21 protein-coding genes and 1 tRNA gene are annotated in these 21,450 nt (G+C 61.4%); 13 read left to right on the top strand and 9 right to left on the bottom strand.

Annotated features, from left to right (window positions below):
* Positions 1 to 4: 4 nt before the first annotated feature.
* From infB to rbfA, 3 genes are read left to right on the top strand one after another with little or no spacing between them, the layout of a single operon-like run.
* Positions 5 to 2,524 carry a translation initiation factor IF-2 gene (infB, locus tag CCE89_RS10320; RefSeq protein WP_086437918.1) on the top strand — a complete coding sequence of 840 codons (2,520 nt, stop codon included), beginning with the start codon at positions 5 to 7 and terminating at the stop codon, positions 2,522 to 2,524.
* Positions 2,521 to 2,967, top strand: coding sequence for a PaaI family thioesterase (locus CCE89_RS10325; protein WP_143256017.1), 447 nt, complete (start codon positions 2,521 to 2,523; stop codon positions 2,965 to 2,967). Before infB ends, CCE89_RS10325 begins: the two co-directional genes overlap by 4 nt.
* Positions 2,967 to 3,368: a 30S ribosome-binding factor RbfA gene (gene rbfA / locus CCE89_RS10330; RefSeq protein ID WP_086437919.1), complete on the top strand. Its 402-nt coding sequence runs from the start codon at positions 2,967 to 2,969 to the stop codon at positions 3,366 to 3,368. Before CCE89_RS10325 ends, rbfA begins: the two co-directional genes overlap by 1 nt.
* A gap of 6 nt (positions 3,369 to 3,374) precedes the next feature.
* Here the strand turns inward: rbfA and CCE89_RS10335 are convergent, their stop codons facing one another.
* Complete coding sequence (locus tag CCE89_RS10335) at positions 3,375 to 4,994, bottom strand: AbgT family transporter (protein ID WP_086437920.1); 1,620 nt, start codon at positions 4,992 to 4,994, stop codon at positions 3,375 to 3,377.
* 126 nt (positions 4,995 to 5,120) lie between these two features.
* Here CCE89_RS10335 and CCE89_RS10340 point away from each other — a divergent pair, with 126 nt between their 5' ends.
* The 3 genes from CCE89_RS10340 to CCE89_RS10350 are packed head-to-tail and all read left to right on the top strand — an operon-like array spanning position 5,121 to position 6,934.
* Positions 5,121 to 5,699 carry a thymidine kinase gene (locus CCE89_RS10340; protein WP_086437921.1) on the top strand — a complete coding sequence of 193 codons (579 nt, stop codon included), beginning with the start codon at positions 5,121 to 5,123 and terminating at the stop codon, positions 5,697 to 5,699.
* Positions 5,692 to 6,228 (top strand): GNAT family N-acetyltransferase, encoded by a 537-nt coding sequence (locus tag CCE89_RS10345; protein WP_086437922.1) that lies wholly within the window; start codon positions 5,692 to 5,694, stop codon positions 6,226 to 6,228. The genes CCE89_RS10340 and CCE89_RS10345 overlap by 8 nt, the downstream gene beginning before the upstream one ends.
* Before the next feature lie 28 nt (positions 6,229 to 6,256).
* Positions 6,257 to 6,934: a site-2 protease family protein gene (locus CCE89_RS10350; RefSeq protein WP_086437923.1), complete on the top strand. Its 678-nt coding sequence runs from the start codon at positions 6,257 to 6,259 to the stop codon at positions 6,932 to 6,934.
* Here the strand turns inward: CCE89_RS10350 and glpD are convergent.
* A complete protein-coding gene (gene glpD / locus CCE89_RS10355) occupies positions 6,927 to 8,420 on the bottom strand; it encodes a glycerol-3-phosphate dehydrogenase (protein ID WP_200810324.1) in 1,494 nt (497 codons plus the stop codon). The two genes, CCE89_RS10350 and glpD, sit on opposite strands and share 8 nt — an antisense overlap.
* 34 nt (positions 8,421 to 8,454) lie before the next feature.
* Here glpD and truB point away from each other — a divergent pair, with 34 nt between their 5' ends.
* From truB to CCE89_RS10380, 5 genes are all read left to right on the top strand, one after another.
* Complete coding sequence (gene truB / locus CCE89_RS10360) at positions 8,455 to 9,459, top strand: tRNA pseudouridine(55) synthase TruB (RefSeq protein WP_086437924.1); 1,005 nt, start codon at positions 8,455 to 8,457, stop codon at positions 9,457 to 9,459.
* Positions 9,460 to 9,471: 12 nt separating this feature from the next.
* On the top strand, positions 9,472 to 9,741 hold the full coding sequence (gene rpsO, locus CCE89_RS10365) for a 30S ribosomal protein S15 (protein ID WP_086437925.1): 270 nt from the start codon (positions 9,472 to 9,474) through the stop codon (positions 9,739 to 9,741).
* A gap of 229 nt (positions 9,742 to 9,970) precedes the next feature.
* Complete coding sequence (pnp, locus tag CCE89_RS10370) at positions 9,971 to 12,274, top strand: polyribonucleotide nucleotidyltransferase (protein ID WP_086437926.1); 2,304 nt, start codon at positions 9,971 to 9,973, stop codon at positions 12,272 to 12,274.
* Positions 12,275 to 12,357: 83 nt separating this feature from the next.
* Complete coding sequence (locus CCE89_RS10375) at positions 12,358 to 13,038, top strand: polyamine aminopropyltransferase (protein WP_086437927.1); 681 nt, start codon at positions 12,358 to 12,360, stop codon at positions 13,036 to 13,038.
* Between the two features lie 75 nt (positions 13,039 to 13,113).
* The gene (locus CCE89_RS10380) at positions 13,114 to 13,446 is read left to right on the top strand and encodes a hypothetical protein (protein ID WP_086437928.1); all 333 of its coding nucleotides are present in this window, start codon (positions 13,114 to 13,116) and stop codon (positions 13,444 to 13,446) included.
* Between the two features lie 59 nt (positions 13,447 to 13,505).
* Here CCE89_RS10380 and CCE89_RS10385 read toward each other — a convergent pair whose 3' ends face one another.
* From CCE89_RS10385 to CCE89_RS10395, 3 genes are all read right to left on the bottom strand, one after another.
* Positions 13,506 to 14,453, bottom strand: a complete 948-nt coding sequence (locus tag CCE89_RS10385) for a DUF481 domain-containing protein (RefSeq protein ID WP_086437929.1) — start codon at positions 14,451 to 14,453, stop codon at positions 13,506 to 13,508.
* Positions 14,454 to 14,462: 9 nt separating this feature from the next.
* A complete protein-coding gene (locus CCE89_RS10390) occupies positions 14,463 to 14,987 on the bottom strand; it encodes a DUF1993 domain-containing protein (RefSeq protein ID WP_086437930.1) in 525 nt (174 codons plus the stop codon).
* Positions 14,988 to 15,068: 81 nt separating this feature from the next.
* Entirely contained in the window at positions 15,069 to 15,749 is a 681-nt protein-coding gene (locus tag CCE89_RS10395; protein ID WP_086437931.1) for a GcrA family cell cycle regulator, read from the bottom strand.
* Positions 15,750 to 15,821: 72 nt separating this feature from the next.
* Between CCE89_RS10395 and CCE89_RS10400 the strand changes: the two genes are divergently transcribed.
* Positions 15,822 to 16,736, top strand: coding sequence for an ABC transporter permease (locus tag CCE89_RS10400; protein ID WP_086437932.1), 915 nt, complete (start codon positions 15,822 to 15,824; stop codon positions 16,734 to 16,736).
* Positions 16,737 to 16,746: 10 nt separating this feature from the next.
* On the opposite strand, the gene hspQ is transcribed toward CCE89_RS10400, so the two are convergent.
* On the bottom strand, positions 16,747 to 17,127 hold the full coding sequence (hspQ, locus tag CCE89_RS10405; RefSeq protein ID WP_086437933.1) for a heat shock protein HspQ: 381 nt from the start codon (positions 17,125 to 17,127) through the stop codon (positions 16,747 to 16,749).
* Positions 17,128 to 17,289: 162 nt separating this feature from the next.
* On the opposite strand from hspQ, the gene CCE89_RS10410 reads away from it, so the two are divergent.
* Positions 17,290 to 17,379: transfer RNA gene (locus CCE89_RS10410), tRNA-Ser, on the top strand.
* A gap of 350 nt (positions 17,380 to 17,729) precedes the next feature.
* Here the strand turns inward: CCE89_RS10410 and terL are convergent.
* The 3 genes from terL to CCE89_RS10425 are packed head-to-tail and all read right to left on the bottom strand — an operon-like array spanning position 17,730 to position 21,112.
* Positions 17,730 to 19,145, bottom strand: a complete 1,416-nt coding sequence (gene terL / locus CCE89_RS10415) for a phage terminase large subunit (RefSeq protein ID WP_159456640.1) — start codon at positions 19,143 to 19,145, stop codon at positions 17,730 to 17,732.
* The gene (locus CCE89_RS10420) at positions 19,138 to 19,560 is read right to left on the bottom strand and encodes a DUF5681 domain-containing protein (protein ID WP_086437935.1); all 423 of its coding nucleotides are present in this window, start codon (positions 19,558 to 19,560) and stop codon (positions 19,138 to 19,140) included. Before CCE89_RS10420 ends, terL begins: the two co-directional genes overlap by 8 nt.
* A complete protein-coding gene (locus CCE89_RS10425; protein ID WP_234990031.1) occupies positions 19,553 to 21,112 on the bottom strand; it encodes a site-specific DNA-methyltransferase in 1,560 nt (519 codons plus the stop codon). The genes CCE89_RS10420 and CCE89_RS10425 overlap by 8 nt, the downstream gene beginning before the upstream one ends.
* Between the last annotated feature and the right edge of the window lie 338 nt (positions 21,113 to 21,450).

A 21,450-nucleotide genomic window follows, 5' to 3' on the forward strand; every position in this document is an offset into this window, starting at 1 on the left:
CTAGATGAGCGACGAAGATAAAAAACCTGCCCGTAAACCGTTGAGCCTGAAGGGTTCTCAGCCTGGCGAGGTCAAGCAGACCTTCAGCCATGGCCGGACCAACAAGGTCGCGGTCGAGGTCAAGCGCCGCCGCAAGCTCGTGAAGCCGGGCGAAACGCCTGCGCCTGCACCCGAGCCGACCCCGGCACCGGCGCCCGAACCCGCGCCCGAGGCCAAGAAGCCTGAGCCCAAGAAGGCTCCTCCGAAGAAGCCTGCGGCGTCTTCCGAAACTCCGCAGGAGCGTGTCGCACGCCTCCAGCGCGAGGCCGAGGAAGAGCGTCTGAAGCTGGCCGAAGAAGCGCGCAAGCGTGAAGACCAGCAGGCCAAACAGGCCGCCGCCGACGAGAAAAAGCGCGCCGAAGAAAACCGCAAGGCCGAAGAAGAGGCCGAGAAGCGCGCTGCCGAAGAAGCCAAGGCTGCTGCGGCGGCCGAGGAAGCGGCTGCCAATGCACCTGCCGAAGAGGCACCTGCCGAGAGCACGCCGACTCCTGTCGCGCGCAAGTTCACGCCGGTCGCCCGCCCCGAGCCGAAGAAGCCGCCGAAGAAGAAGGAAGAAAAGCCTGCTCGCGGTGCTGGTGGCGGCGGCAAGGACAAGCGCCGCTCTGGCAAGCTGACCGTTACCAAGGCATTGAACGAGGACGAAGGTCGTCGTGCCCGCTCGCTCGCCGCATTGAAGCGTGCGCGCGAGAAGGAACGCCGGACGCAGGGTGGCCCCTCCAAGCCGCGTGAAAAGCAGGTCCGCGACGTTATCGTCCCGGAGGCGATCACCGTCGGCGAACTGGCCAAGCGCATGGGCGAGAAGGGCGCCGACCTCGTCAAGGAACTCTTCAATCTCGACATGATGGTCACCGTCAACCAGACGATCGACCAGGATACCGCAGAGCTGCTGGTCGAACAGTTCGGGCACAACATCCAGAAGGTCTCAGAAGCCGACGTCGATATCGTTTCGACCGAGGACGACGATCCGGAAGACACGCTCAAGCCGCGTCCGCCGGTGGTCACGATCATGGGCCATGTCGACCACGGCAAGACCTCGCTGCTCGATGCGCTGCGCGGCGCCAATGTCGTGAAGGGCGAAGCCGGCGGCATTACCCAGCATATCGGCAGCTATCAGGTGAAGACGAAGGGGGGCGATACCGTCACCTTCCTCGATACCCCGGGCCACGCCGCATTCACCGAAATGCGTCAGCGCGGTGCCAATGTCACCGATATCGTGGTGCTGGTTGTGGCAGCCGACGACGGCATCATGCCGCAGACGATCGAGGCCATCAATCACACCAAGGCGGCCGGTGTCCCGATGATCGTTGCGATCAACAAGATGGACAAGCCGGAAGCCAATGCCGACAACATCCGCAACCGTCTGCTCGAACACGAAGTGATCGTGGAGAAGCTGTCGGGTGATGTGCAGGACGTGGAAATCTCCGCCAAGGAGAAGACCGGTCTCGACGATTTGCTCGAGAAGATCGCGCTGCAGGCCGAACTGCTCGAACTGAAGGCGAACCCCGATCGCATGGCCGAAGCGACCGTGATCGAAGCGCAGCTCGACAAGGGCCGCGGCCCTGTCGCAACCGTGCTGATCACGCGCGGCACGCTCAAGCGCGGCGATACCTTCGTCGTCGGCACCGAGAGTGGCCGTGTTCGCGCGATCGTCAACGACCAGGGCAAGCAGATCAAGGAAGCCGGGCCTTCGATGCCGGTCGAGGTTCTTGGCCTCGGCGGTGTGCCGAGTGCCGGTGATACCCTGACCGTGGTCGAGAACGAACAGCGTGCCCGCGAAGTTGCCCAGTACCGTCAGGAAAAGGCGACGGAAAAGCGCACTGCGCTCGCTCCGACCAGCTTCGACACGATGTTCAACAACCTCGCCGCCGATGTGATCGAATTCCCGGTCCTGGTGAAGGCCGATGTGCAGGGTTCGGTCGAGGCGATCACCACCGCGCTCCACAACCTCTCGAACGACGAGATCAAGGTGCGCGTGCTGCATGCAGGTGTGGGTGCCATCACCGAGAGCGACGTTTCGCTGGCTTCGGCCTCGAACGCGCCGATCATCGGCTTCAACGTTCGCCCCAATGCCAAGGCACGCGAACTGGTGAAGCGCGACGGTGTCGAGATGAAGTATTACGACGTCATCTATCACCTGACCGAGGAAATCGCGAAGGAAATGGCGGGCGAACTGGGTCCGGAGCGGATCGAGAACGTCGTTGGCCGTGCTGCGGTCAAGGAAGTCTTCCGCTCGGGCAAGCGCGACAAGGCGGCCGGTCTGCTGGTCGAGGAAGGCGTCATCCGCAAGGGTCTCCACGCCCGTCTCACCCGCGAAGACGTCATCGTTTCGGCCACGACCATCGCGTCGCTGCGCCGCTTCAAGGACGATGTCGACGAAGTCCGTGCCGGTCTCGAATGCGGTGTGGTCCTCGCCGATACGAACGACATTCAGGCGGGCGACCAACTGGAAGTCTTCGAAGTCGAGGAGCGTGAACGGACGCTGTGACCGAGGCGTTTTTCCCGGACGACCAGACAGGCGAGCACGGATCGCCGCATAGCGCTCTCCTCGGTTCCGAGTTCATCGGGTATGACGAGGAGAGCGCGACGGCGACCATGCGTTTCGAGGTCAAGCGGCCGATGACCACCTGGCGCGGCGGCGTGCAGGGTGGCCTCGTCGCGGGCTATCTCGATGACGTCATGGGTTATGCCTATGTTGCGATGACCGGCGGCGAGCAGGCCCCGCTCAACCTCGAGATATCGATGCAACTGCTGGGTCTCCTCCCCGAAGGCGCAACGATCATCGGCAGGGGCAAGGTGGTGCGCGCCGGACGTCGGGTAATCTTCCTCGAGGGCGAGCTCCAGACCGAAGAAGGTCAGGTGCTAGCTCGCGCCACCTCGACCGCAATTCCAACGGCGCGGCCTGTTCCCCCGCCGGAAGAGAGCGCCTGATGGCCCGCCGCGAACAATTCACTGCCGAACAGCATTCCGTTCGCGTCCTCAAGGTCAGCGAGCGCGTTCGCCATATCCTGAGCGAGCTGCTTGCGCGCGGCGAAGTGCATGACGATATCGTCAATGCCGCCAATATCGCGGTTACCGAGGTGCGGATGACGCCCGACCTCAGGAACGCGACCGCCTATGTGAAGCCGCTGCTCGGTGCCGAGGAAGACAGCGTGGTGAAGGCGCTGCGTCAGAACACCGCCTATCTCCAGCGGGAGGTGGCGAAACGCCTCGGCCTCAAGTTCGCGCCAAAGCTGAAATTCCGTGCCGACGAAAGCTTCGAGGAAGCCGACCGCATCGAGAAATTGCTGCGCGATCCGAAGGTCGCGCGCGACCTCGACGACGAGGAATAGAGCGCCCTAGCTGGCGGGCACGGCCTCACCGCCGCTTACCGTTGCCGGCACTTCCATGAACACCTCCGCACCCGGACCAAGCGGAAGGTCGAACACGACCCACGCGATCGTCAGCGCAAGACCCGATATCATCAGGCCCACGGAATAGGGCAGCATGGTCGCGGCGAGCGAGCCGAGGCCGAAGTCCTTCTGCCAGCGTTGGCAGAAGATCAGGATCAGCGGGAAATAGACCATCAGCGGTGTGATGATATTGGTCGCGCTGTCGCCGACGCGATAGGCGGCGGTTGCCATTTCGGGCGAGATTCCAAGCAACATGAGCATCGGCACCAGAACCGGGCTCAGCAGCGCCCATTTCGCGCTCGCCGAGCCGACGAAGATGTTGAGCAGGGCGGAAACGAGGATGATCGCGGCCAGCAGAGCCCAGGCGGGCAGACCTGACGATCCAAGGAAGTCCGCGCCCTGAACCGCGAGGATGAGGCCAAGGTTCGACCAGGCGAACATCGCCACGAAGTGTGCGGCGGCAAAGGCGAGGACGAGGTAGTACGCGAGATCCTCCATCGCGCCGGACATCATCTTCACCAGATCGCGGTGATTGCTGATCGTACCGGCGGCCGAGCCATAGGCCCAGCCTGCGAGGAGGAAGAGGATGAAGAAGCCTGCGACGAGACTGCGATAGAACGGGTTGAGACGCGCTTCGGGTGTGGCGGTTTCGTCGATCAGCGGCGTGCCCGGACCGAAGGTGAAGAGCAACCAGAGCGCGACCACGCCGAGAACGGCGAGGCCTGCACGGCGCAGACCCTTGCGCTCACCATCGGTCAGCGCGCGATCGCCGTCGGCCACTTCCCCTTGCTGTTCGGGAGAGACGGCATTGCCTGCCATCGAAGCGTTCCACGGGCCAAGGCGCGGCTCGATGATCTTGTCGGTGACGTACCAGATCACCGGCAGGAAGACGAAGGTCATCGCCGCGATGAAGTACCAGTTGCCAACGATGTTGGGGGTAAAATCACCGAAGACGGTTTCGACCGCCGCCTCGGTAATCCCGAAGAGCAGCGCGTCGAGCTGACCGGGCAGGAGGTTGGCCGAGAAGCCGCCCGAGACCCCGGCGAAAGCGGCCGCGATGCCCGCCACCGGATGCCGTCCGGCGGCGTGGAAGATGATCCCGGCGAGCGGAATCAGCACCACATAGGCCGCATCGGCGGCAAGGTTTCCAAGCATCCCGACAAGCACCACCAGCGGTGTCAGCAGGATCGTGGGAGCGTTGCGCACGCCGGCCCTCATCGCGGTGCCGAACAGTCCTGCACGCTCGGCCACACCGGCGCCCAGCATCACGACCAGAACGTATCCCAGCGGATGGAAGTGGGTGAAGGTCTGCGGCATGTCGACCCACAGCCGCTGGATGTTTTCCGGTGAGAGCAGGCTCGATGCGGTAATGACGCTCGCTGTGCCGGTCGCTTCATCGATCTCGGTCGGGTGAAGCGCCGACCAGCCCAGCAGGCTCGCGACGATCGAGACGAGCACCAGGATCGCGATAAGCCAGAAGAACAGGAAAACGGGGTCGGGTAGCTTGTTACCGCTTCGTTCGATCCAGCCCAGAATTCCGCGCTGTTCGGCTGCCGCTTCTGCCATTCCCGTTAACCCTCTTCTTGGCGTTGTGGTCCTATCGCTAGCATCGCCACGGGCATATGTCTGCCCTGTGAACGGTGTGATGCACAGCACTGGCTAATAGTGGGTGGGGGTTTTATTCGAGCGGTCATGGCCAAGCTCTACTTCTACTATGCCAGCATGAATGCTGGGAAATCGACGACGCTGCTGCAAGCCGATTTCAACTACCGCGAGCGCGGTATGCACACCATGCTGTGGACCGCTGCGCTGGACGACCGCAGTGAGGAGAAAGCCATCGAAAGCCGGATCGGGCTGGGCGCCGATGCGCACAGGTTCACGCCGGAGACAGACCTTTGGGCGGAAATTCAGGGCGCACACAAGGTCGAGCCGCTTGGCTGCGTGCTGGTGGATGAGGCGCAATTCCTGACGAAAGAGCAGGTCTGGCAACTAGCGCGCGTGGCGGACGAGGCGGGCATACCTGTCCTCTGCTATGGGCTGCGCACGGATTTTCAGGGCGAGCTCTTCCCCGGTTCGGCAGGGCTGCTCGGCATTGCCGACGCGCTCGTCGAGCTGAAGGCGATCTGCCACTGCGGACGCAAGTCGAGCATGAACCTGCGCGTCGATGCCAGCGGCAAGGCGGTGAAGCAGGGCGCGCAGACCGAAATCGGCGGAAACGACCGCTATGTCGCGCTGTGCCGCAGACATTTTACCGAAGCGCTCGATGGCTGAGCTTGCGGCGCCTCTCGAACTGGCGCCGGTGCGGCTAGAGCCGCTGGACGATCGTCACGTCGAACCGCTCCGCGCTGTTTGCGCCGAGGATCAGGAGATCTGGGAGATCTATCCGGCCAATTTCGGCGGCGAGCAATTCGACACGGCGCTCGGCATGATGCGCACGATGAGCGACTGGACCAATTTCGCCGCCGTCGATTGCGCGACCGGCGAAGTGGTCGGGATGAGCCACTATATCCGCCCGACCATCTATGGCGTGATCGAGATCGGCGGGACCTATATTACGCCTCGCGTCCGTGGCGGCGCATTCAATCACGCGATGAAGAAGCTGATGATCGAACGTGCTTTCGAACAGGGCTTCGTCAAGGTCGAGTTCCGCGTCGACACGCGGAACCACCGCTCGATGCGCGCGGTCGAAAAGCTGGGGGCGGTGCGCGAGGGGACGATCCGGCAGGATATCGTCACCTGGACCGGATATCGGCGCGATACCGCACTTTATGGACTACTAAAGAGCGAGTGGACTGGTTGAGCGGACCTGCGCGCATTATCTGTCCAGCATGACCGACACGCTTACCCTTGCCATCGTGCTCATCCCGGCGCTGATCGTCGCCATCGTCTTTCACGAGGTGGCGCATGGCTGGACCGCGCTGGCGCTCGGCGATCCGACGGCTAAGGAGCAAAACCGGCTTTCGCTCAACCCTCTGCGCCATGTCGATCCCGTGGGCACGATCCTGGTTCCCGGTCTGCTGGCGCTCATGAGTGCGCCGATTTTCGGCTGGGCCAAGCCGGTGCCGGTCCGCAAGGACCGGCTCGACAATCCGCGCTTCGGCATGATGGCGGTTGCCGCGGCAGGGCCGGGTACCAATTTCGTGCTGGCAGCGGTTGGCGCAATTGCGCTGGGCCTGCTCGCGCCAACGCTGCAGCCGGATATCAATGCCGAACCGACGCTGGCAGTGCAGGGCCTGTTCTACTTCATCCTGATCAACATCTTCCTCGGCATCTTCAACCTGTTGCCGATTCCGCCGTTCGACGGATCGCATATTGTCGAGGGGCTGATGCCGCGCCGCTACGTGCACCTTTATGAGAAGCTGCGCCCCTTCGGCATGCTGCTGTTCCTCGGCCTGGTCCTGCTGACATGGTTTGCGCCCGAATGGGGCGTGCTCGACAAGACGCTCGGCCCGCCGGTCGAATGGGCCCTGCGCAATTACCTCGCGCTGGCAAACTCTATCAGTTGACGTTCTTCGCGAACCAGTCGGCGATGCGTGCCTGCGCGGCTTCGTCCAGATGGAGGCCGAGCTTGCTGCGCCGCCAGAGGACGTCTGAGGCGCTGCGCGCAAACTCTTCCTCGACCAGGTAGCGCAGTTCGGCTTCGTATAGGTCGCCGCCCATATGCTCGCCGAGGTCTTCCAGCCCGCTTGCCTCCCCAAGGATCGCTTCGATCCGCGTGCCATATGCGCGCAGCAGGCGCAGGACGCCCTGCGGCCCGAACCAGGGATATTTCGCCAAGGTCTCCGCGAAGCAATTGTCGAAGCGCGCCGGGTCGATATCGCCACCGGGCAGCGGCGTGTCGGCTGTCCATGATCCCTCTCCGAAATCGCCCAGCTTCTCGAGCGCGTGTTCGGCAAGCTTGCGATAGGTCGTGATCTTTCCGCCGAAGATCGAGAGGACCGGCGCGCCGCCGACCTCGTCCAGATCGAAGACATAGTCGCGCGTTACGGTCGAATTGTCGGACTTGTGATCGTCGTAGAGCGGGCGCACGCCCGAATAGTCCCACACCGCCTGATCGGGCGAGACGTCGATCCGCAGGTACTCGTTCACCGCATCGCAAATGTAGCGCCGCTCCTCCTCGGAGATTTCAACATGGTTCGGGTCGCCGGTGAACAGGACGTCGGTCGTGCCGACCAGCGTGTATTCGCGCTCGTAGGGGATGGCGAAGACGATCCGGTTGTCGCGGTTCTGGAAGATGTAGGCGTGACGGCCTTCGTAGAGCTTGGGGAAGACGAGGTGGCTGCCTTTAACAAGGCGCAGGTTAGTATGCGCCTCGCTCGGCATGGCCTTGCCGAGCACCGCATCGACCCAGGGCCCGGCGGCGTTGACCACCGTGCTGGCGGTGACCGTCTGCTCTCCTTCGGGACCGCTCAGTGTCGCCCTCCAGTGCGTGTCATGCCGTTCCAGCGCGACACATTCGGTGCGCGTGCGGATTTCTGCGCCGCGATCGCGCGCATCCATGCAGTTGAGCACGACGAGGCGCGAATCCTCGACCCAGCAATCGGAATATTCGAAGCCCTTTGTCAGCCGGTTTTCCAAGACTTCGCCATGCGGAGGCGCGCGCAGGTTCACCGTTCGCGTGGGTGGCAGCAGCTTTCGTCCGCCGAGATTGTCATAGAGATAGAGGCCGAGCCGCAGCATCCATTTGGGCCGCAATCCCTTGTCATGCGGCAGCACGAAGCGCAGCGGCCAGATGATGTGCGGGGCGATCCTGAGCAACCGCTCGCGCTCGATCAGGCTTTCGCGAACGAGGCGGAACTCGAAATGTTCGAGATAGCGAAGACCGCCGTGAACCAGCTTGGTCGAGGCGCTGGAGGTATGGCTGGCGAGATCGTCCTTCTCGACCAGCAGCACTTTTGCGCCGCGCCCCGCCGCATCGCGGGCGATGCCCGCGCCGTTGATGCCGCCGCCGATGATGAGGAGATCGTATTGGCTTTCCACGCTGGCAGGCATGGCGCGGGCGGCTCCATTTGGCTAGAGGGACCGCGTGACCGATACCAAAAAACCTGCACCAAATGGCTGGATCATCCTCGACAAGCCGCGCGAACTCGGCTCGACCCAGGCAGTCGCGGCGGTAAAGCGGAACCTGCGCGAAGGCGGCTATGCCAAGGCGAAGGTGGGGCACGGCGGGACGCTCGACCCGCTGGCCGAAGGCGTGCTGCCCATCGCGCTGGGCGAGGCGACCAAGCTCGCCGGGCGGATGCTCGATGCGAGCAAGATCTACGAGTTCACCGTGCAGTTCGGCGAGGAAACCGACACGCTCGACACCGAGGGAGAGGTGGTCAAGCGAACCGACCGTCGCCCGCCGATGGCTGCGGTCGCGGCCGTGCTCGATCATTTCACCGGCGAGATCGAGCAGGTTCCGCCCGCCTATTCCGCGATCAAGATCGACGGCGAGCGCGCCTATGACCGGGCGCGGGCGGGGGAGGATGTCGAGATCAAGACGCGGCGTGTAACGGTGCATTCGCTCGACATGGCGTCGACTTATGAGGCAGGGCAGGAAGTGGACTCCGCCTTTAGCACCACGCGCGGCCGGCCCGACCCTTACGATCCCTCAGCCCCGCTCGAATTGGCGGAAAGCGTCACGCTCATCGCGCATGTGTCCAAGGGCACATATATCCGCAGCCTCGCACGGGACATCGCGCATGCCCTTGGAACTTACGGCCACGTCACTTATCTAAGGCGGATCAAGGCCGGCCCGTTCCGCGAGGAACAGGCGATTTCGCTGGACAAATTGAACGAAATCGGTAAGGGCGCGCCACTTCAAGACCTACTCCTGCCGCTCGAGGCGGGGCTGGACGACATCCCGGCCCTTTCACTCGATCCCGATAGTGCGCAGGCGGCCCGCCAGGGCCGGGTTCTTTCGGGAATGCCCCAAAGCGACGGGCTCTATTTTGCGAAGCTGGGCGATGTCCCGGTTGCGCTGATGGAAGTCAGTGGCGGGACGGCCAAAGTCGTCAGGGGTTTCAATCTTCCAGATGTCGCTGAGTAAGTGAGAACATACATGTCGGTAACTGCCGAAAAGAAAACGGAAATCATCAAGGACAACGCCCAGGGCAACAATGACACGGGCAGTCCGGAAGTTCAGGTCGCGATCCTCACCGAGCGCATTCGCAACCTTACCGAACATTTCAAGGATCATCACAAGGACAACCACTCGCGTCGTGGTCTGCTGATGATGGTCAACAAGCGCCGCAACCTTCTTGCCTATCTGAAGAAGAAGGACGTGGAGCGCTACAACGCGCTGATCCAGAAGCTGGGTCTTCGTAAGTAAGAGTTTTGCAAGGGGCGGCTCAAAGGCCGCCCTTTGTTTTTGGAAGGATCGCACGAAAAGTGGAACCCGGTTTTCGGGTTCGCGATCCGACCCAAGTCTGCCTTCCAAGCAATTCGGCTGGGAGCGGACGAAAGGGGCGCGATTAGCCCCGCACCGGACCGGGACGGAATACCCGGAATATGTAGGCCCCGCGCGGCAATAAGGCCCCCCGGGTTCATAAGGAAAATCAATGTTCGACAAGAAAACTGTATCGCTGGAGTGGGGCGGAAAGACCCTCACCCTCGAAACCGGTCAGATTGCCCGTCAGGCTGACGGCGCCGTTCTGGCCACCTATGGCGAAACCGTGGTGCTGTGCGCCGTGACCGCCGCCAAGAGCGTCAAGGAAGGGCAGGACTTCTTCCCGCTGACCGTTCACTACCAGGAGAAATTCTCGGCAGCCGGCCGCATTCCGGGCGGCTTCTTCAAGCGCGAAGGCCGCGCGACCGAGAAGGAAACGCTGACCTCCCGCCTGATCGACCGCCCCGTGCGTCCGCTCTTCCCGGAAGGCTTCTACAACGAAATCAACGTCATCGCGCAGGTCCTTTCCTACGACGGTGAGACCGAACCCGATATCGTCGCGATGATTGCCGCTTCGGCTGCGCTGACCATCTCGGGCGTGCCCTTCATGGGCCCGATCGGCGCTGCACGCGTCGGCTTCCGCAATGGCGAATACGAACTCAACCCGAGCCTCGACAAGGCGCTCGACGAAGAAGGTCGTCTCGACCTCGTCGTTGCCGCGACGCAGGACGCGGTGATGATGGTCGAGTCCGAAGCCAAGGAACTGACCGAGGAAGAAATGCTCGGCGCCGTCATGTTCGCGCATGAGGAAAGCCGCAAGGTCATCGGTGCGATCATCGATCTCGCCGAACAGGCTGCCAAGGAGCCGTGGGAACTCGACAAGGTCGAAGACAAGTCGGCGACCCTCGAAGAGCTGCGCGGCGTCATCGGTGACGATCTGGCTGCTGCTTACAAGATCACCGACAAGTCGGCCCGTCAGGACGCAGTCAATGCCGCCCGCGAAAAGGCGCGCGAGCATTATGCCGATCTCGCCGAGAGCGATCCGGCCGAATACATGGGCCGTCTCAAGCTGGTGAAGAAGCTGGAAAGCGACATCGTGCGCAAGGCGATCCTCAAGGATGGCCAGCGTATCGACGGCCGCAAGACCGACCAGGTCCGCCCGATCGAGGCGATGGTCGGCCTGCTTCCGCGTACGCACGGTTCGGCGCTGTTCACCCGCGGCGAGACGCAGGCGATCTGCACCACCACGCTTGGCACCAAGGATGCCGAGCAGATGATCGATGGTCTGGAGGGTCTCTCCTACAACCACTTCATGCTGCACTATAACTTCCCGCCCTATTCGGTCGGCGAAGTGGGCCGCTTCGGCTTCACCAGCCGCCGCGAAACCGGCCACGGCAAGCTCGCATGGCGTGCGCTGCACCCGGTTCTGCCCGATCACGAGGACTTCCCGTACACGATCCGCATTCTGTCGGACATCACCGAGTCGAACGGCTCGAGCTCGATGGCGACCGTCTGCGGTGGCTGTCTGTCGATGATGGACGCCGGCGTTCCGATCGAACGTCCGGTTTCCGGCATCGCCATGGGGCTTATCCTCGAAGGCGACGAGTTCACCGTGCTTTCGGACATCCTGGGCGACGAGGACCACCTCGGCGACATGGACTTCAAGGTGGCCGGTTCGGAGAAGGGCATCACCTCGCTCCAGATGGACATCAAGGTTGCCGGTATCACCAAGGAAATCATGCAGACCGCGCTGGAGCAGGCGAAAGCCGGCCGGGCGCACATCCTGGGTGAAATGAACAAGGCGCTGGGCTCCGCACGCAGCGGCGTTTCGAAGCACGCTCCGCGTATCGAAACGATGCAGATCGACAAATCGAAGATCCGTGACGTTATCGGCACGGGCGGCAAGGTCATCCGCGAGATCGTCGCCGAAACCGGTGCCAAGGTCGACATCGATGACGAAGGCGTGATCAAGATCAGTTCTTCGAATGCCGATGAAATCGAAGCCGCGAAGAAGTGGATCGAAGGCATCGTCGAGGAAGCCGAAGTCGGCAAGATCTACACCGGCAAGGTCGTCAACATCGTCGACTTCGGTGCGTTCGTGAACTTCATGGGCGGCAAGGACGGTCTCGTCCACGTCAGCGAAATGAAGAACGAGCGGGTCGAGAAGCCGACCGACGTCGTTTCCGAAGGCCAGGAAGTAAAGGTCAAGGTCCTCGAGATCGACAACCGCGGCAAGGTCCGCCTGTCGATGCGCGTCGTCGATCAGGAAACCGGCGAAGAGCTGGAAGACACCCGCCCGCCGCGCGAACCGCGTGGTGACCGTGGTGGCGACCGCCGTGGACCGCGCGGCAACCGTGACCGTGGTGGTCGTGGCGGTGACCGTGGCGGACGTCGCGGCGGCCGTGATGGTGGTGACGGCGGCAGCAAGGGCGGCGACGATGGCGCAGCCCATGTGCCGGACTTCCTGAAGGACTGATCCTTCAAGAACCTAAACACAAGAAGGGCCGCTCGACAGGGCGGCCCTTTTTGTTTGGCGCGACGCGCTATAGAGAGAAAACCATGCTTCCACGCGAAACCATAGACACCGCGCAAATCCCGGGCGGCGACACGCTGACGCTGATCAGTCACGGTCGCGACTTCATCATCATGCTCGGACGTGACGAGCTGATGGGCACGCGAATGCAATATTCGGAGGAACAGCTTGCGGTGCTGACGCTGGCGGAACTCTCCGCCGCCGCGCCGCGCATGCTGATCGGCGGATATGGCATGGGCTTCACCTATCGCGCGGCGCTGGCGGAGGCTCCCGAGGGGGCCGAGGTGGTCGTCGCCGAAGTGGTGCCGGAAATCCTCGACTGGGCGAGGGGGCCTCTGGCGCATCTGACCGGCGAAACACTCGACGATCCACGCGGGGAAATCGTGCTGTGCGATGTCGCGGCGCTGATCGACGATGCCAATGACGGCACTTGCCACAAGTTCGATGCGATCCTGCTCGATGTCGACAACGGTCCCGACGGAATCGTGCGCGACGGGAACGAGAGGCTCTATTCGCGCACCGGATTGGCCAAGGCGCGCGAGGCGCTCAACCCCGGCGGCATCCTCGCCGTGTGGTCAGCTGCGCCCGATCACAAGTTCACCAAGCGCCTGAAGGATGCAGGCTTCGACGTCGAGGTGCGCGAAGTGCGCGCGCGACCGAACAACAAGGGCCCGCGCCACACGATCTGGTTCGCAAAGAAGGGCTAGTTTGCCGAACGTCCGAGTATGGGCGTTCTTCGTTGGCCGCTGGAACAACGCAGTCCAAATCTCTAGATTGTTGCAATGGAAGCTCGGCAACTGTTTGAACGCGTCCGCACCTCGTGGCCGAACTCCATCATTTTGAAGGGCGATGCAAGTTCAAGCGAAGAGGACCCTATTTGGAGCGTGGTGCATTGCTACGACAGTCTGGAGCCCAAGTTTGCCGACGATGACTGGCTCGTCATAGGGGCTTGGTCTTTCCATCAAGCCCTGTCGGAACTCGCTAGGCTCAACATACAAAGCGGTTTGGAAGCAGTGCATCCGGCTGACGTTTCGTTTGAAGCTTTCGACGCGAACATGCGTGAGAATCTCGCTGACGAGACATGGGCGGAAGAGCGCTCACGCTACAGGCACTGATCCGGTATGAACGTCCACAATCGGGTCGATAGCGGAAGTGCTTACACCACCGAGCTGGTTCAAAAATCGTAGATCACCGTCACCCGGCTCAGCGTGTCGGTCTTGACCGCGCCCGGCGGCGGGTTGCTGTCGTAATCGATGCCGTAGGAAAAGCGCGTGCTCAGCTTGTCGCTGATCTTCGCATTCAGGCCGGTGACGAGGTTGATGCTGGTGTTGTTCGAATCGACGATCACGGTCGCCGAGCCGCCCGTTTCTGCCACGGCATTGGTGTCATGCGTCAGCGTCAGGCTGTCGGTGATCTTCCAGTCGAAATCGACCCCGAAAAGGGCGGCTATGCGGCTCTCGCTGCGTCCGTCGATGAACTCGCTCACGCGGTAGGCCGGACCCGCCTTGGCCGATATCTGCAGGCTCTCGTTTTCGACGATCTGGTAGCCAAGCCCGCCCGAGACTGCATAGCGCGCCGAGAAGCCCTGGAACCGGTCGCGTTCATATTGCGCCAGCGCATAGGCGAACAGCCGGTCGGAAATCGTGTAGTTTGGCTCGTAGGCGGCGAAGAACTGCTCGCGCGTCGTCACCCCGTTGCTGCGCTGATAGTCGACCCGCCCTTTGAGCTTGTGCGTCCAGTCGATCCCCTCACGCTTCAGGGCGAGGCCCGCGGTCAGCCCGGTGTTCGAAGAATTGCCGGTCGCGCGGAAACCGCCAAGCTCGCCCTTGCCGGTCCAGTTGTCGAACAGCCCGGCGGAACGAATTTCTTCTTCCTTCGCCTCTGCTTCCTGCACCGCGAGCGCTTCCTGCTCGGCATTGAAATCCGCCAGCATCGCGTCGAGCTCGGCCGTATTGTCAGGATTGGTCTTTTTCGCGAGACCGATCACCGTGGCGACGGCATCCTTGTCGCCGCTCTCGATTGCGGCATCGATCATCGCGCGCACCGGTTCGGGCACCTCGGCGTGCGCGGCTAACGGCATGGCAAGAAGGGCAGCGGTCGCTGCAAGGCTGACATTTCTCATCGATCGACCTCAGGTCTTGATACGGACGGGGCCCATGAAATCGCGCTTGCCCAGCGCGACGCCCTTCGCACGGAGGATGTCGTAGAAGGTGGTGGCGTGGAAATAATAGTTTGGCTGGTTGAAGCTGAGCAGGAAATCCTGACCGGTCAGTTCCATCAACCGCTTGCCGCCCAGGACGAAGCCGATGGTCTTGTCTGACAGCGCATCCACCGCCTCGGCGTCGAGTTGGTCCAGCTTGCCAAGCGCATCGTCGATCATCGCGCGCATCGCGTCCCAATCGGCGGGGATATCGGTGAAGTCGGGTGTAAACTCGCCATCCTTGAGCTGGTCGAAGGTATAGGCGGTGTGCACCCAGCAGGCGCGCACGTGCCAGGGAAGGGTCCACATATCGTCGGCAAGGCGTGCCTCCAGCAATTCGCTATCTGCAATCCCGCTGTCACGGACATGGGCCTCACCCTTGTCGACGAGGCCGCGAAGCCCGTGGAGGATCTGCCGCGCGCTCGGCACGAATGCATCGTAAAGCGAAAGGCCCATAATTGTTCTCTCTCTGTAAAAAGGCCCGGCGATCGCGATGGATGGCCGGGCCCCTTGAACTCGTAATTGTCGGCGCCCTTTTTAGCGAACCCTTGGACCGCCGAACGGCAGCGGCGGAGGGGGACGGCGTGCACCACGCGGCAGCTGTGCCTGATAGGCGCGTCCGCAGTGTTCGACGCAATAAGGGAACCCGGGGTTCACGTCCTGCCCGCAGAAATGGAAATCGGGCTCGCCCGGGTGGCCCATCGGCCAGCGGCAGACCTTGTCCGACAGGTCGAGCAGGCTCGTCTTGTCGGCAATCTCGGGACTCGGCTTGGCCGGCACAAGGCGGCGGGGCGGAGCGGGCGGGATCGGCGCCTGCTGGTCGCCTGGACCCTGCCGCAGGAAGCCGCCCGGACCGACCGAGACGATCTTTGGCAGATCGGGCGTCGGGTTGGGCACTGGCTGCGAAGGAATGCCATCCGTCGCCTGCTGGCTGGCAGCTGGCGCATCCACCTTCGGTGCAGGCTTCGCCGCAGGCTTGGCCGGTGCAGGCTTGGGCGCTGACTTCTTGGGTGCAGCCTTGGCCGCCGGCTTCTTGGCCGCAGCCTTCTTCTCGTTTGCCTTGACGGGGGAGGGGCGAGCCTTGAGGCCCAGCCGGTGCGCCTTGCCGATCACCGCATTGCGGCTGACGCCGCCCAGTTCATCGGCGATCTGGCTGGCGGTAGAACCGCCTTCCCACATCTTCTTGAGCGTTGCGATACGCTCGTCAGTCCAACTCATCGGTTTATCAAATCCCGTTTCTAATGCGCGCCGCGCTTGCCAGCACTCGCCTGTGGCCCTAACCGCGCGATCATGGCCGATCAAGCACCTGCTAGTCCTGAAACGAACCCCGGCAGCAACCAGGGGTCTGCAGACGCGTCCCTCAATGGTAAAATCGCCGGCGAGGGAAGCCGGTTTCCTGCGCGGGGCGAGCCGATCATCACCGGCATCAACCGCATAGGATTGTGGAGTCTCTATATTAAGGAGGTTCGCCGGTTTCTCAAGGTGCACACCCAGACAATCTGGGGTCCGGCCGTCACGACATTGCTGTTTCTCATCATTTTCTCGGTCGCGCTGGGCCGGGGAGGGCGCGAAGTGCTGGGCGTACCCTTCGCCAGTTTCGTTGCGCCGGGGCTGATCGTGATGGGCATGATGCAAAATGCCTTCGCCAATTCCTCTTTCTCGCTGCTTTCGGGCAAGATCCAGGGAACGATCATCGACTTGCTGATGCCACCTCTGTCGGAAGGCGAATTGATGAGCGGGATTCTTGCCGCAGCAGTGACGCGCGCCGTCATGGTCGGTGGCGCTGTCGGCATCGCCATGGCCCTCTGGCCAGGCGTCACCCTTACGATCGAGCATTTGTGGGCCGTGGTCTGGTTCGGCCTGATGGGTTCACTGATGCTCTCCTTGCTCGGGCTCGTGACATCCATCTGGTCGGAAAAATTCGATCACAATGCGGCAATCACCAACTTTGTCGTCGCGCCGCTTTCGCTGCTTTCGGGCACGTTTTACGTGATCGACAATCTGGCACCGGCATTTCAGGCGATCAGCCGTGCAAATCCGTTCTTCTACGTGATCTCGGGCTTCCGCTACGGCTTTATCGGTCAGAGCGACATCGGTGACGAGCGGGCCGTTGTAATCGCCGGGCTGGGTCTGCTCGCGCTAAACCTCGTGATGGGCGTAATAATCTACCGCATCCTGAAATCCGGCTGGAAAATCAAGGATTGAGTGTGCCGACTTAGTGGGTCAGCGCGCGGCGCATCCGATAACGGCCATTGCGGAACTGCTCGAACAATTCTTCGACGTTGGGATGGTCGACCGGGCCGCCCGCAGCATCGCCAAGCAGGTTCTGCTGGCTGACATAGGCAACGTAGGAACTATCCTCATTCTCTGCGAGCAAGTGATAGAACGGCTGATCGCGGCGCGGGCGCATGTCCTCGGGGATCGACTGGTACCACTCCTCGCTATTGGCGAAGACCGGATCTACGTCGAATATGACGCCACGGAAATCGAACAGGCGGTGGCGGACCACGTCGCCTATTCCAAAGCGTGCCGAAGCATGTCGGGGGGCCTCGATTTCGCGGCCCGCTTGGGCGGAAAAGAACACGGCTCTGTCCATAGTCTGGATGATATGGCTCTTCGCAGGTGCAAAACAAGACTTGAGGAGTGCAGATTCCCCAGTTTTAGGGCGAAAGGGGACTTGGCAAGCGATGGCGCTTCAGCTAACCGCCTCGCTCGCTTCGACCGGGCCCTGAGGCCGAACAAGCGCACCTGATCATGCGGAGAGGTGGCAGAGAGGTCGAATGCGCCGCACTCGAAATGCGGTATACGGGCAACCGTATCGTGGGTTCGAATCCCACCCTCTCCGCCACCTAGTCTCGAGCTTTCCTCACATGTGAGAAGTTGCCTCGCAGAACCCCGCAGTTCTGCGGCGTTTGGGCCGTGATCCGGTACTAGAGAGAGCGGATTTCAAAGAGATTTTCAGCCCATTTGGCCGGTTTTCTCTGCGGCCCTTTTGCGTGGTACCGGATTGGGATTTTTCCGTGTTATCGCCCCAAAAACACGGAAAATCATGAGAAGAACACGGAATGCGAGCACTGGCGGCTCCCTTTCACAAGAGAGAACAGTTGCTTGGTAGAAGGGTGCGCGCGCCAGAACACGAAAAAGCCCGGTCTGCACATGCAGACCGGGCTCGTTAGCAATTGGCTTTTCAGATGAGGGTCAGAGATGCTTCAGGAGCATCTTGAACTTGTGATAGTCAGTGGCGGCAAGAAACTGCACGGTTGCGTCTACCTGGTCCTTGAACTTGCAGTGTGGGAAGGTGAACAGCTCCCCCTCATAGGCAGCAAGCCAGGGGGCTTCCTCTGGTAGCCAGATCTTGCCCTGCTCAAACTTCACGGCTTGCTGCTCTGTGCGCTCGACCTTGCCTGTTGATGGAGAGAGATTGACCAGCCATTTTTGGCCCTCGAGACCATTGATGGTCTCGATCAGGCTGATGCCGCTGGCCTTCTTCTCGACTATGACGAGCTTTGCCTTGTGCATCGCCTTGAGCTTGTAGACTGCCTTGACCAGGTCAGGAAAGCTGGGGCGCTCGCGCCAGACGTCGAGTAGATAGAAGCCGTCCGGACATATCGCCCACGTGGTGCAAACGCTCCAGGCACTTTCTTCATCGCCTTCATAGGCCGTATCCCAGCTCTGGACGATAGCCATGGTCTGGGATGGCTTGGGAGGCTTCTCGTAGCGCTTAACCCACTGTTCCTTGATAATAGCGCCTCCCGGAGGCAGCGGGCTCTGGTTGAACTGGGCTTCGAAGTCGAACTCTCCCATCTCCTTTTTGAGCTGCTCAAGGTCTTCAAGGTCATGGCGCTCAGGTTGGAGGATGCGGCCAGCCACGAACTTCGCCTTTTTGCCACCTTCGACGATATCGAAGACCTTGGTCGTTGGCTGGATCGCCGGGAGGATCAGTTCCTCCCACCCTCCTGTCTCCATGATATGCCCGGGAAGATCTTCCTGGTGCAGTCGCTGCGCGACCACGATCAGCCGGCCCTTCTTCGGATGGTTGAAGCGGGTGTGAATGGTCGACTGGAACCACTCGATACACCTGGCTCGAGCCGTGGGTGAATGGCCTTCGCTGGCCTTGACCGGATCATCGATGATGATCACGTCTGCCCCGCGGCCGGTCAGCGTTGCCCCTGTCGACGTGGCGAAGCGATAGCCCCCGACCGTGGTCCCGATCTCGGTCTTGTTCTGCTGCTTGGGATCGAGATGGGTGTTCGGAAAGATCCGCTTGTACCATGCCGACTTCATCAGCTTGAGCGTATCGGCGCTGAACTTCTCGGCCAGGTCTGTCCCATAGGACGCGCAGATGATTCGTGTCTTGGGATCCTTACCAAGCAGCCATGCCGGATAGGCGATCGAGATGAGGTAAGTCTTCAGATAGCGCGGCGGGATGCAGACAAGCGCTCTCCGGACATCTCCTCGAAAAACCTTCATCAGCAGGAAGCAGATGATAGCGATATGCGGTGCCATGTAGAGCTTGCCGGGCTCGAGGATCGGGAATGCACGGATTGCGAAGGCAAAGAAGTCCTTGCGGCACAGGTCATCGACGATCCGGCGCAGTTCGAAGGGATCAGCCATGATCATCCTCCTCATCTGATTGTTTGAAAGCCTTGAATTTCTCCTTCAGCTTGAGCCATTCCTCGAGCGTGTCGAAGTCGGCGGCGGACTCCGCCTTGGTGGGCGGAATGGTCTCGCCAGGATCGAACTTCTCATCGAGATTAAGGAGCATGGCGATGGCCTTGAGATCGCCAGAGGCCGCCTTCTGCGCGAGCTGGTGGTAGGTCAGCTCCTGCTTGGTCATCTTCTGTGTCTCGCCATCGAAGTTGACGGTGATCTTCTTCTGGACCGCTTCCTTCCAAAGCGTCTTCTGGTTCTTCGAGCCCTTGGGGCGTCCCTTAGGGTTGGGGGAGGGGCCGCCCTTCTTCCACCAGGTCGCAGGATCGGTCTTGCCCTTGCCCCATTTGGAGGACTTCTTCTTGGGGGTCTTAGCCATGGCTTGTCACCCCCTCTGAAATACGGCGCTGAGCGAGCTCGTCGAAGGTCAGACCTGTCTCGATGTGAATGGCAGGCTCGCCCGTCTCGCGCTCCCAGCGGCGGATGGCCCGGTCGACATATTTGGGATCGAGCTCGATTCCGTAGCAAATGCGCCCGGTGTTCTCGGCGGCTAGAATGGTGCTCCCCGATCCCATAAAGGGATCAAGCACGATATCGCCGCGATTGGTGACATCGAGCAGCGCATCCTCGACCAGCGGCAGGGGCTTGGGCGTGGGATGATCAGCCAGCGCCTTGGCTGATGAAGAGCCCGGCCGGTTGGCTCCAGGATAGCGCCAGATGTTACAGCGATCCCGACCATACCGGCCGAGCGCGATATTGTTGGTGGCAGCTGTCTTGCCATTGCAGAAGACCGCAACGAACTCATGGGCATTACGGTAGAGCCCTCCCATGCCGCCGGATCCTTTATCCCATACCGCGATATTGTTGCGGGTGAGGCCGACATCCAGCCCAGCAAGAAGCAACGCGTCTAGCTGCCTCCAATCCATGCAGGCAAATATGATCGCGCCGGGTGAACTGAACGCCTTGCAGTGGCCCAGATAGGTCCCGAAGAAGTCTTGGAGCTCCTCGCGGTCCAGATCGCCAGCGCCCATGAGAAAGTCCTCATGTTTGTGCTTGCCCAGCCCGCTGACAAATCCTTCGATCCCGCAACCATAGGGCGCATCGCTGAAGATGCATTGGGCAAGCTGCCCTTCCAGCAGCGCCTCATATGATGCTGCTTTGAGCGCATCTGCACAGTGGAGCCGATGAACGCCGAGCTGATACAGATCGCCGAGGCGCGAGACGACAGGCCTGTCGTCTTCATCTTCCTCGAACTCGTCAGCGTCGTTGTCACCATCAGCCGGTTGGGACAGGAGCGTAATCTGGTCGATCTCGGGCAGGGTAAAGCCAGTGCTTGTGAGATCGATCCCGTCTGACTCGAGGGCGATCATCCGTTCGCGCAGCAGGTCCGTGTCCCAGGCGCCTGTCTCACCGACGCGATTGAGGGCGAGCGCAAGTGCTTCGATTTCAGCGTTGTCGAGATGTTCGACCGAGATGCAGGGAACACTCTTGAAACCGAGCTGTTCTGCTGCTTCGCACAGGATGTGGCCGGATACGACCACATCATTCTGATCGATCAGCACGGGCATCACCAATCCGAATAAACGGATCGACGAAATCACTTTCTCGAGTTGTTCGGGCGAAGTGATACGCGTTCGATTTGGCGAGGGTTGAAGGTCAGCCAAGGGCTTTTCGGTAACCACAAGCTCTGGGGAGAGGTCGTTGCGCGCAGGGCGAGATGCAGCATCAACGACCCTTGTTCTTGCCGCATGCTCTTTGCGCCGCGAGCGAGACTTTGCCTGCAGCTGCTCTTTCATCTTGTCAGAGAACATCTTGCCCTTGGCGGCAAGCTTCTTGCTGCCGCCGGAAGGTGCTTTGCTTGTTGTCTTAATGTCGTCGACCTTTGCGGCCGCCGGGCTGGCTTTCTTGGGATGGTCCTGGCTATTCATCATTTCCTCCGTCCGTTGGTTCCGGCGGAGGAGGAGCTGAGTGCACAGTTGGTCCTGCCTCCACGCGGGAGTTTCAGGACCTGACCCCATGAACTAGGGGCCTACATCCGTTTGGGTTTGAGCCGAAAACTCAGTGACAAACGCTGTCTCAGGTCGATGTGCTACTAACGAGCCATAGACCGCTCCGGCTTGCAAGTGATTTTTGCAGCCTCAGGTTCAGCGCATCAGTTTAGTGGCTTGAGGGTGCTTGAACGGAGGCGATGAGCATAGGCACAATGTCAGCAATGCGCCCCAATTCCGGACGTTCAGGCTCTCCGAAACGATACCTGAAAGCGGACAGG

The sequence above is a fragment of the Altererythrobacter xiamenensis genome (assembly GCF_900177715.1).
GTDB classification, from domain to species: Bacteria; Pseudomonadota; Alphaproteobacteria; order Sphingomonadales; family Sphingomonadaceae; genus Erythrobacter; species Erythrobacter xiamenensis.

Excerpts from the sequence above, each read along its gene's own strand:
- infB (WP_086437918.1), top strand. The coding sequence starts at position 5 with ATGAGCGACGAAGATAAAAAACCTGCCCGTAAACCGTTGAGCCTGAAG.
- rbfA (WP_086437919.1), top strand. The coding sequence starts at position 2,967 with ATGGCCCGCCGCGAACAATTCACTGCCGAACAGCATTCCGTTCGCGTC.
- CCE89_RS10335 (WP_086437920.1), bottom strand. The coding sequence starts at position 4,994 with ATGGCAGAAGCGGCAGCCGAACAGCGCGGAATTCTGGGCTGGATCGAA.
- CCE89_RS10340 (WP_086437921.1), top strand. The coding sequence starts at position 5,121 with ATGGCCAAGCTCTACTTCTACTATGCCAGCATGAATGCTGGGAAATCG.
- CCE89_RS10345 (WP_086437922.1), top strand. The coding sequence starts at position 5,692 with ATGGCTGAGCTTGCGGCGCCTCTCGAACTGGCGCCGGTGCGGCTAGAG.
- CCE89_RS10350 (WP_086437923.1), top strand. The coding sequence starts at position 6,257 with ATGACCGACACGCTTACCCTTGCCATCGTGCTCATCCCGGCGCTGATC.
- glpD (WP_200810324.1), bottom strand. The coding sequence starts at position 8,420 with ATGCCTGCCAGCGTGGAAAGCCAATACGATCTCCTCATCATCGGCGGC.
- rpsO (WP_086437925.1), top strand. The coding sequence starts at position 9,472 with ATGTCGGTAACTGCCGAAAAGAAAACGGAAATCATCAAGGACAACGCC.
- pnp (WP_086437926.1), top strand. The coding sequence starts at position 9,971 with ATGTTCGACAAGAAAACTGTATCGCTGGAGTGGGGCGGAAAGACCCTC.
- CCE89_RS10375 (WP_086437927.1), top strand. The coding sequence starts at position 12,358 with ATGCTTCCACGCGAAACCATAGACACCGCGCAAATCCCGGGCGGCGAC.
- CCE89_RS10380 (WP_086437928.1), top strand. The coding sequence starts at position 13,114 with ATGGAAGCTCGGCAACTGTTTGAACGCGTCCGCACCTCGTGGCCGAAC.
- CCE89_RS10385 (WP_086437929.1), bottom strand. The coding sequence starts at position 14,453 with ATGAGAAATGTCAGCCTTGCAGCGACCGCTGCCCTTCTTGCCATGCCG.
- CCE89_RS10390 (WP_086437930.1), bottom strand. The coding sequence starts at position 14,987 with ATGGGCCTTTCGCTTTACGATGCATTCGTGCCGAGCGCGCGGCAGATC.
- CCE89_RS10395 (WP_086437931.1), bottom strand. The coding sequence starts at position 15,749 with ATGAGTTGGACTGACGAGCGTATCGCAACGCTCAAGAAGATGTGGGAA.
- CCE89_RS10400 (WP_086437932.1), top strand. The coding sequence starts at position 15,822 with ATGGCCGATCAAGCACCTGCTAGTCCTGAAACGAACCCCGGCAGCAAC.
- hspQ (WP_086437933.1), bottom strand. The coding sequence starts at position 17,127 with ATGGACAGAGCCGTGTTCTTTTCCGCCCAAGCGGGCCGCGAAATCGAG.
- terL (WP_159456640.1), bottom strand. The coding sequence starts at position 19,145 with ATGGCTGATCCCTTCGAACTGCGCCGGATCGTCGATGACCTGTGCCGC.
- CCE89_RS10420 (WP_086437935.1), bottom strand. The coding sequence starts at position 19,560 with ATGGCTAAGACCCCCAAGAAGAAGTCCTCCAAATGGGGCAAGGGCAAG.
- CCE89_RS10425 (WP_234990031.1), bottom strand. The coding sequence starts at position 21,112 with ATGATGAATAGCCAGGACCATCCCAAGAAAGCCAGCCCGGCGGCCGCA.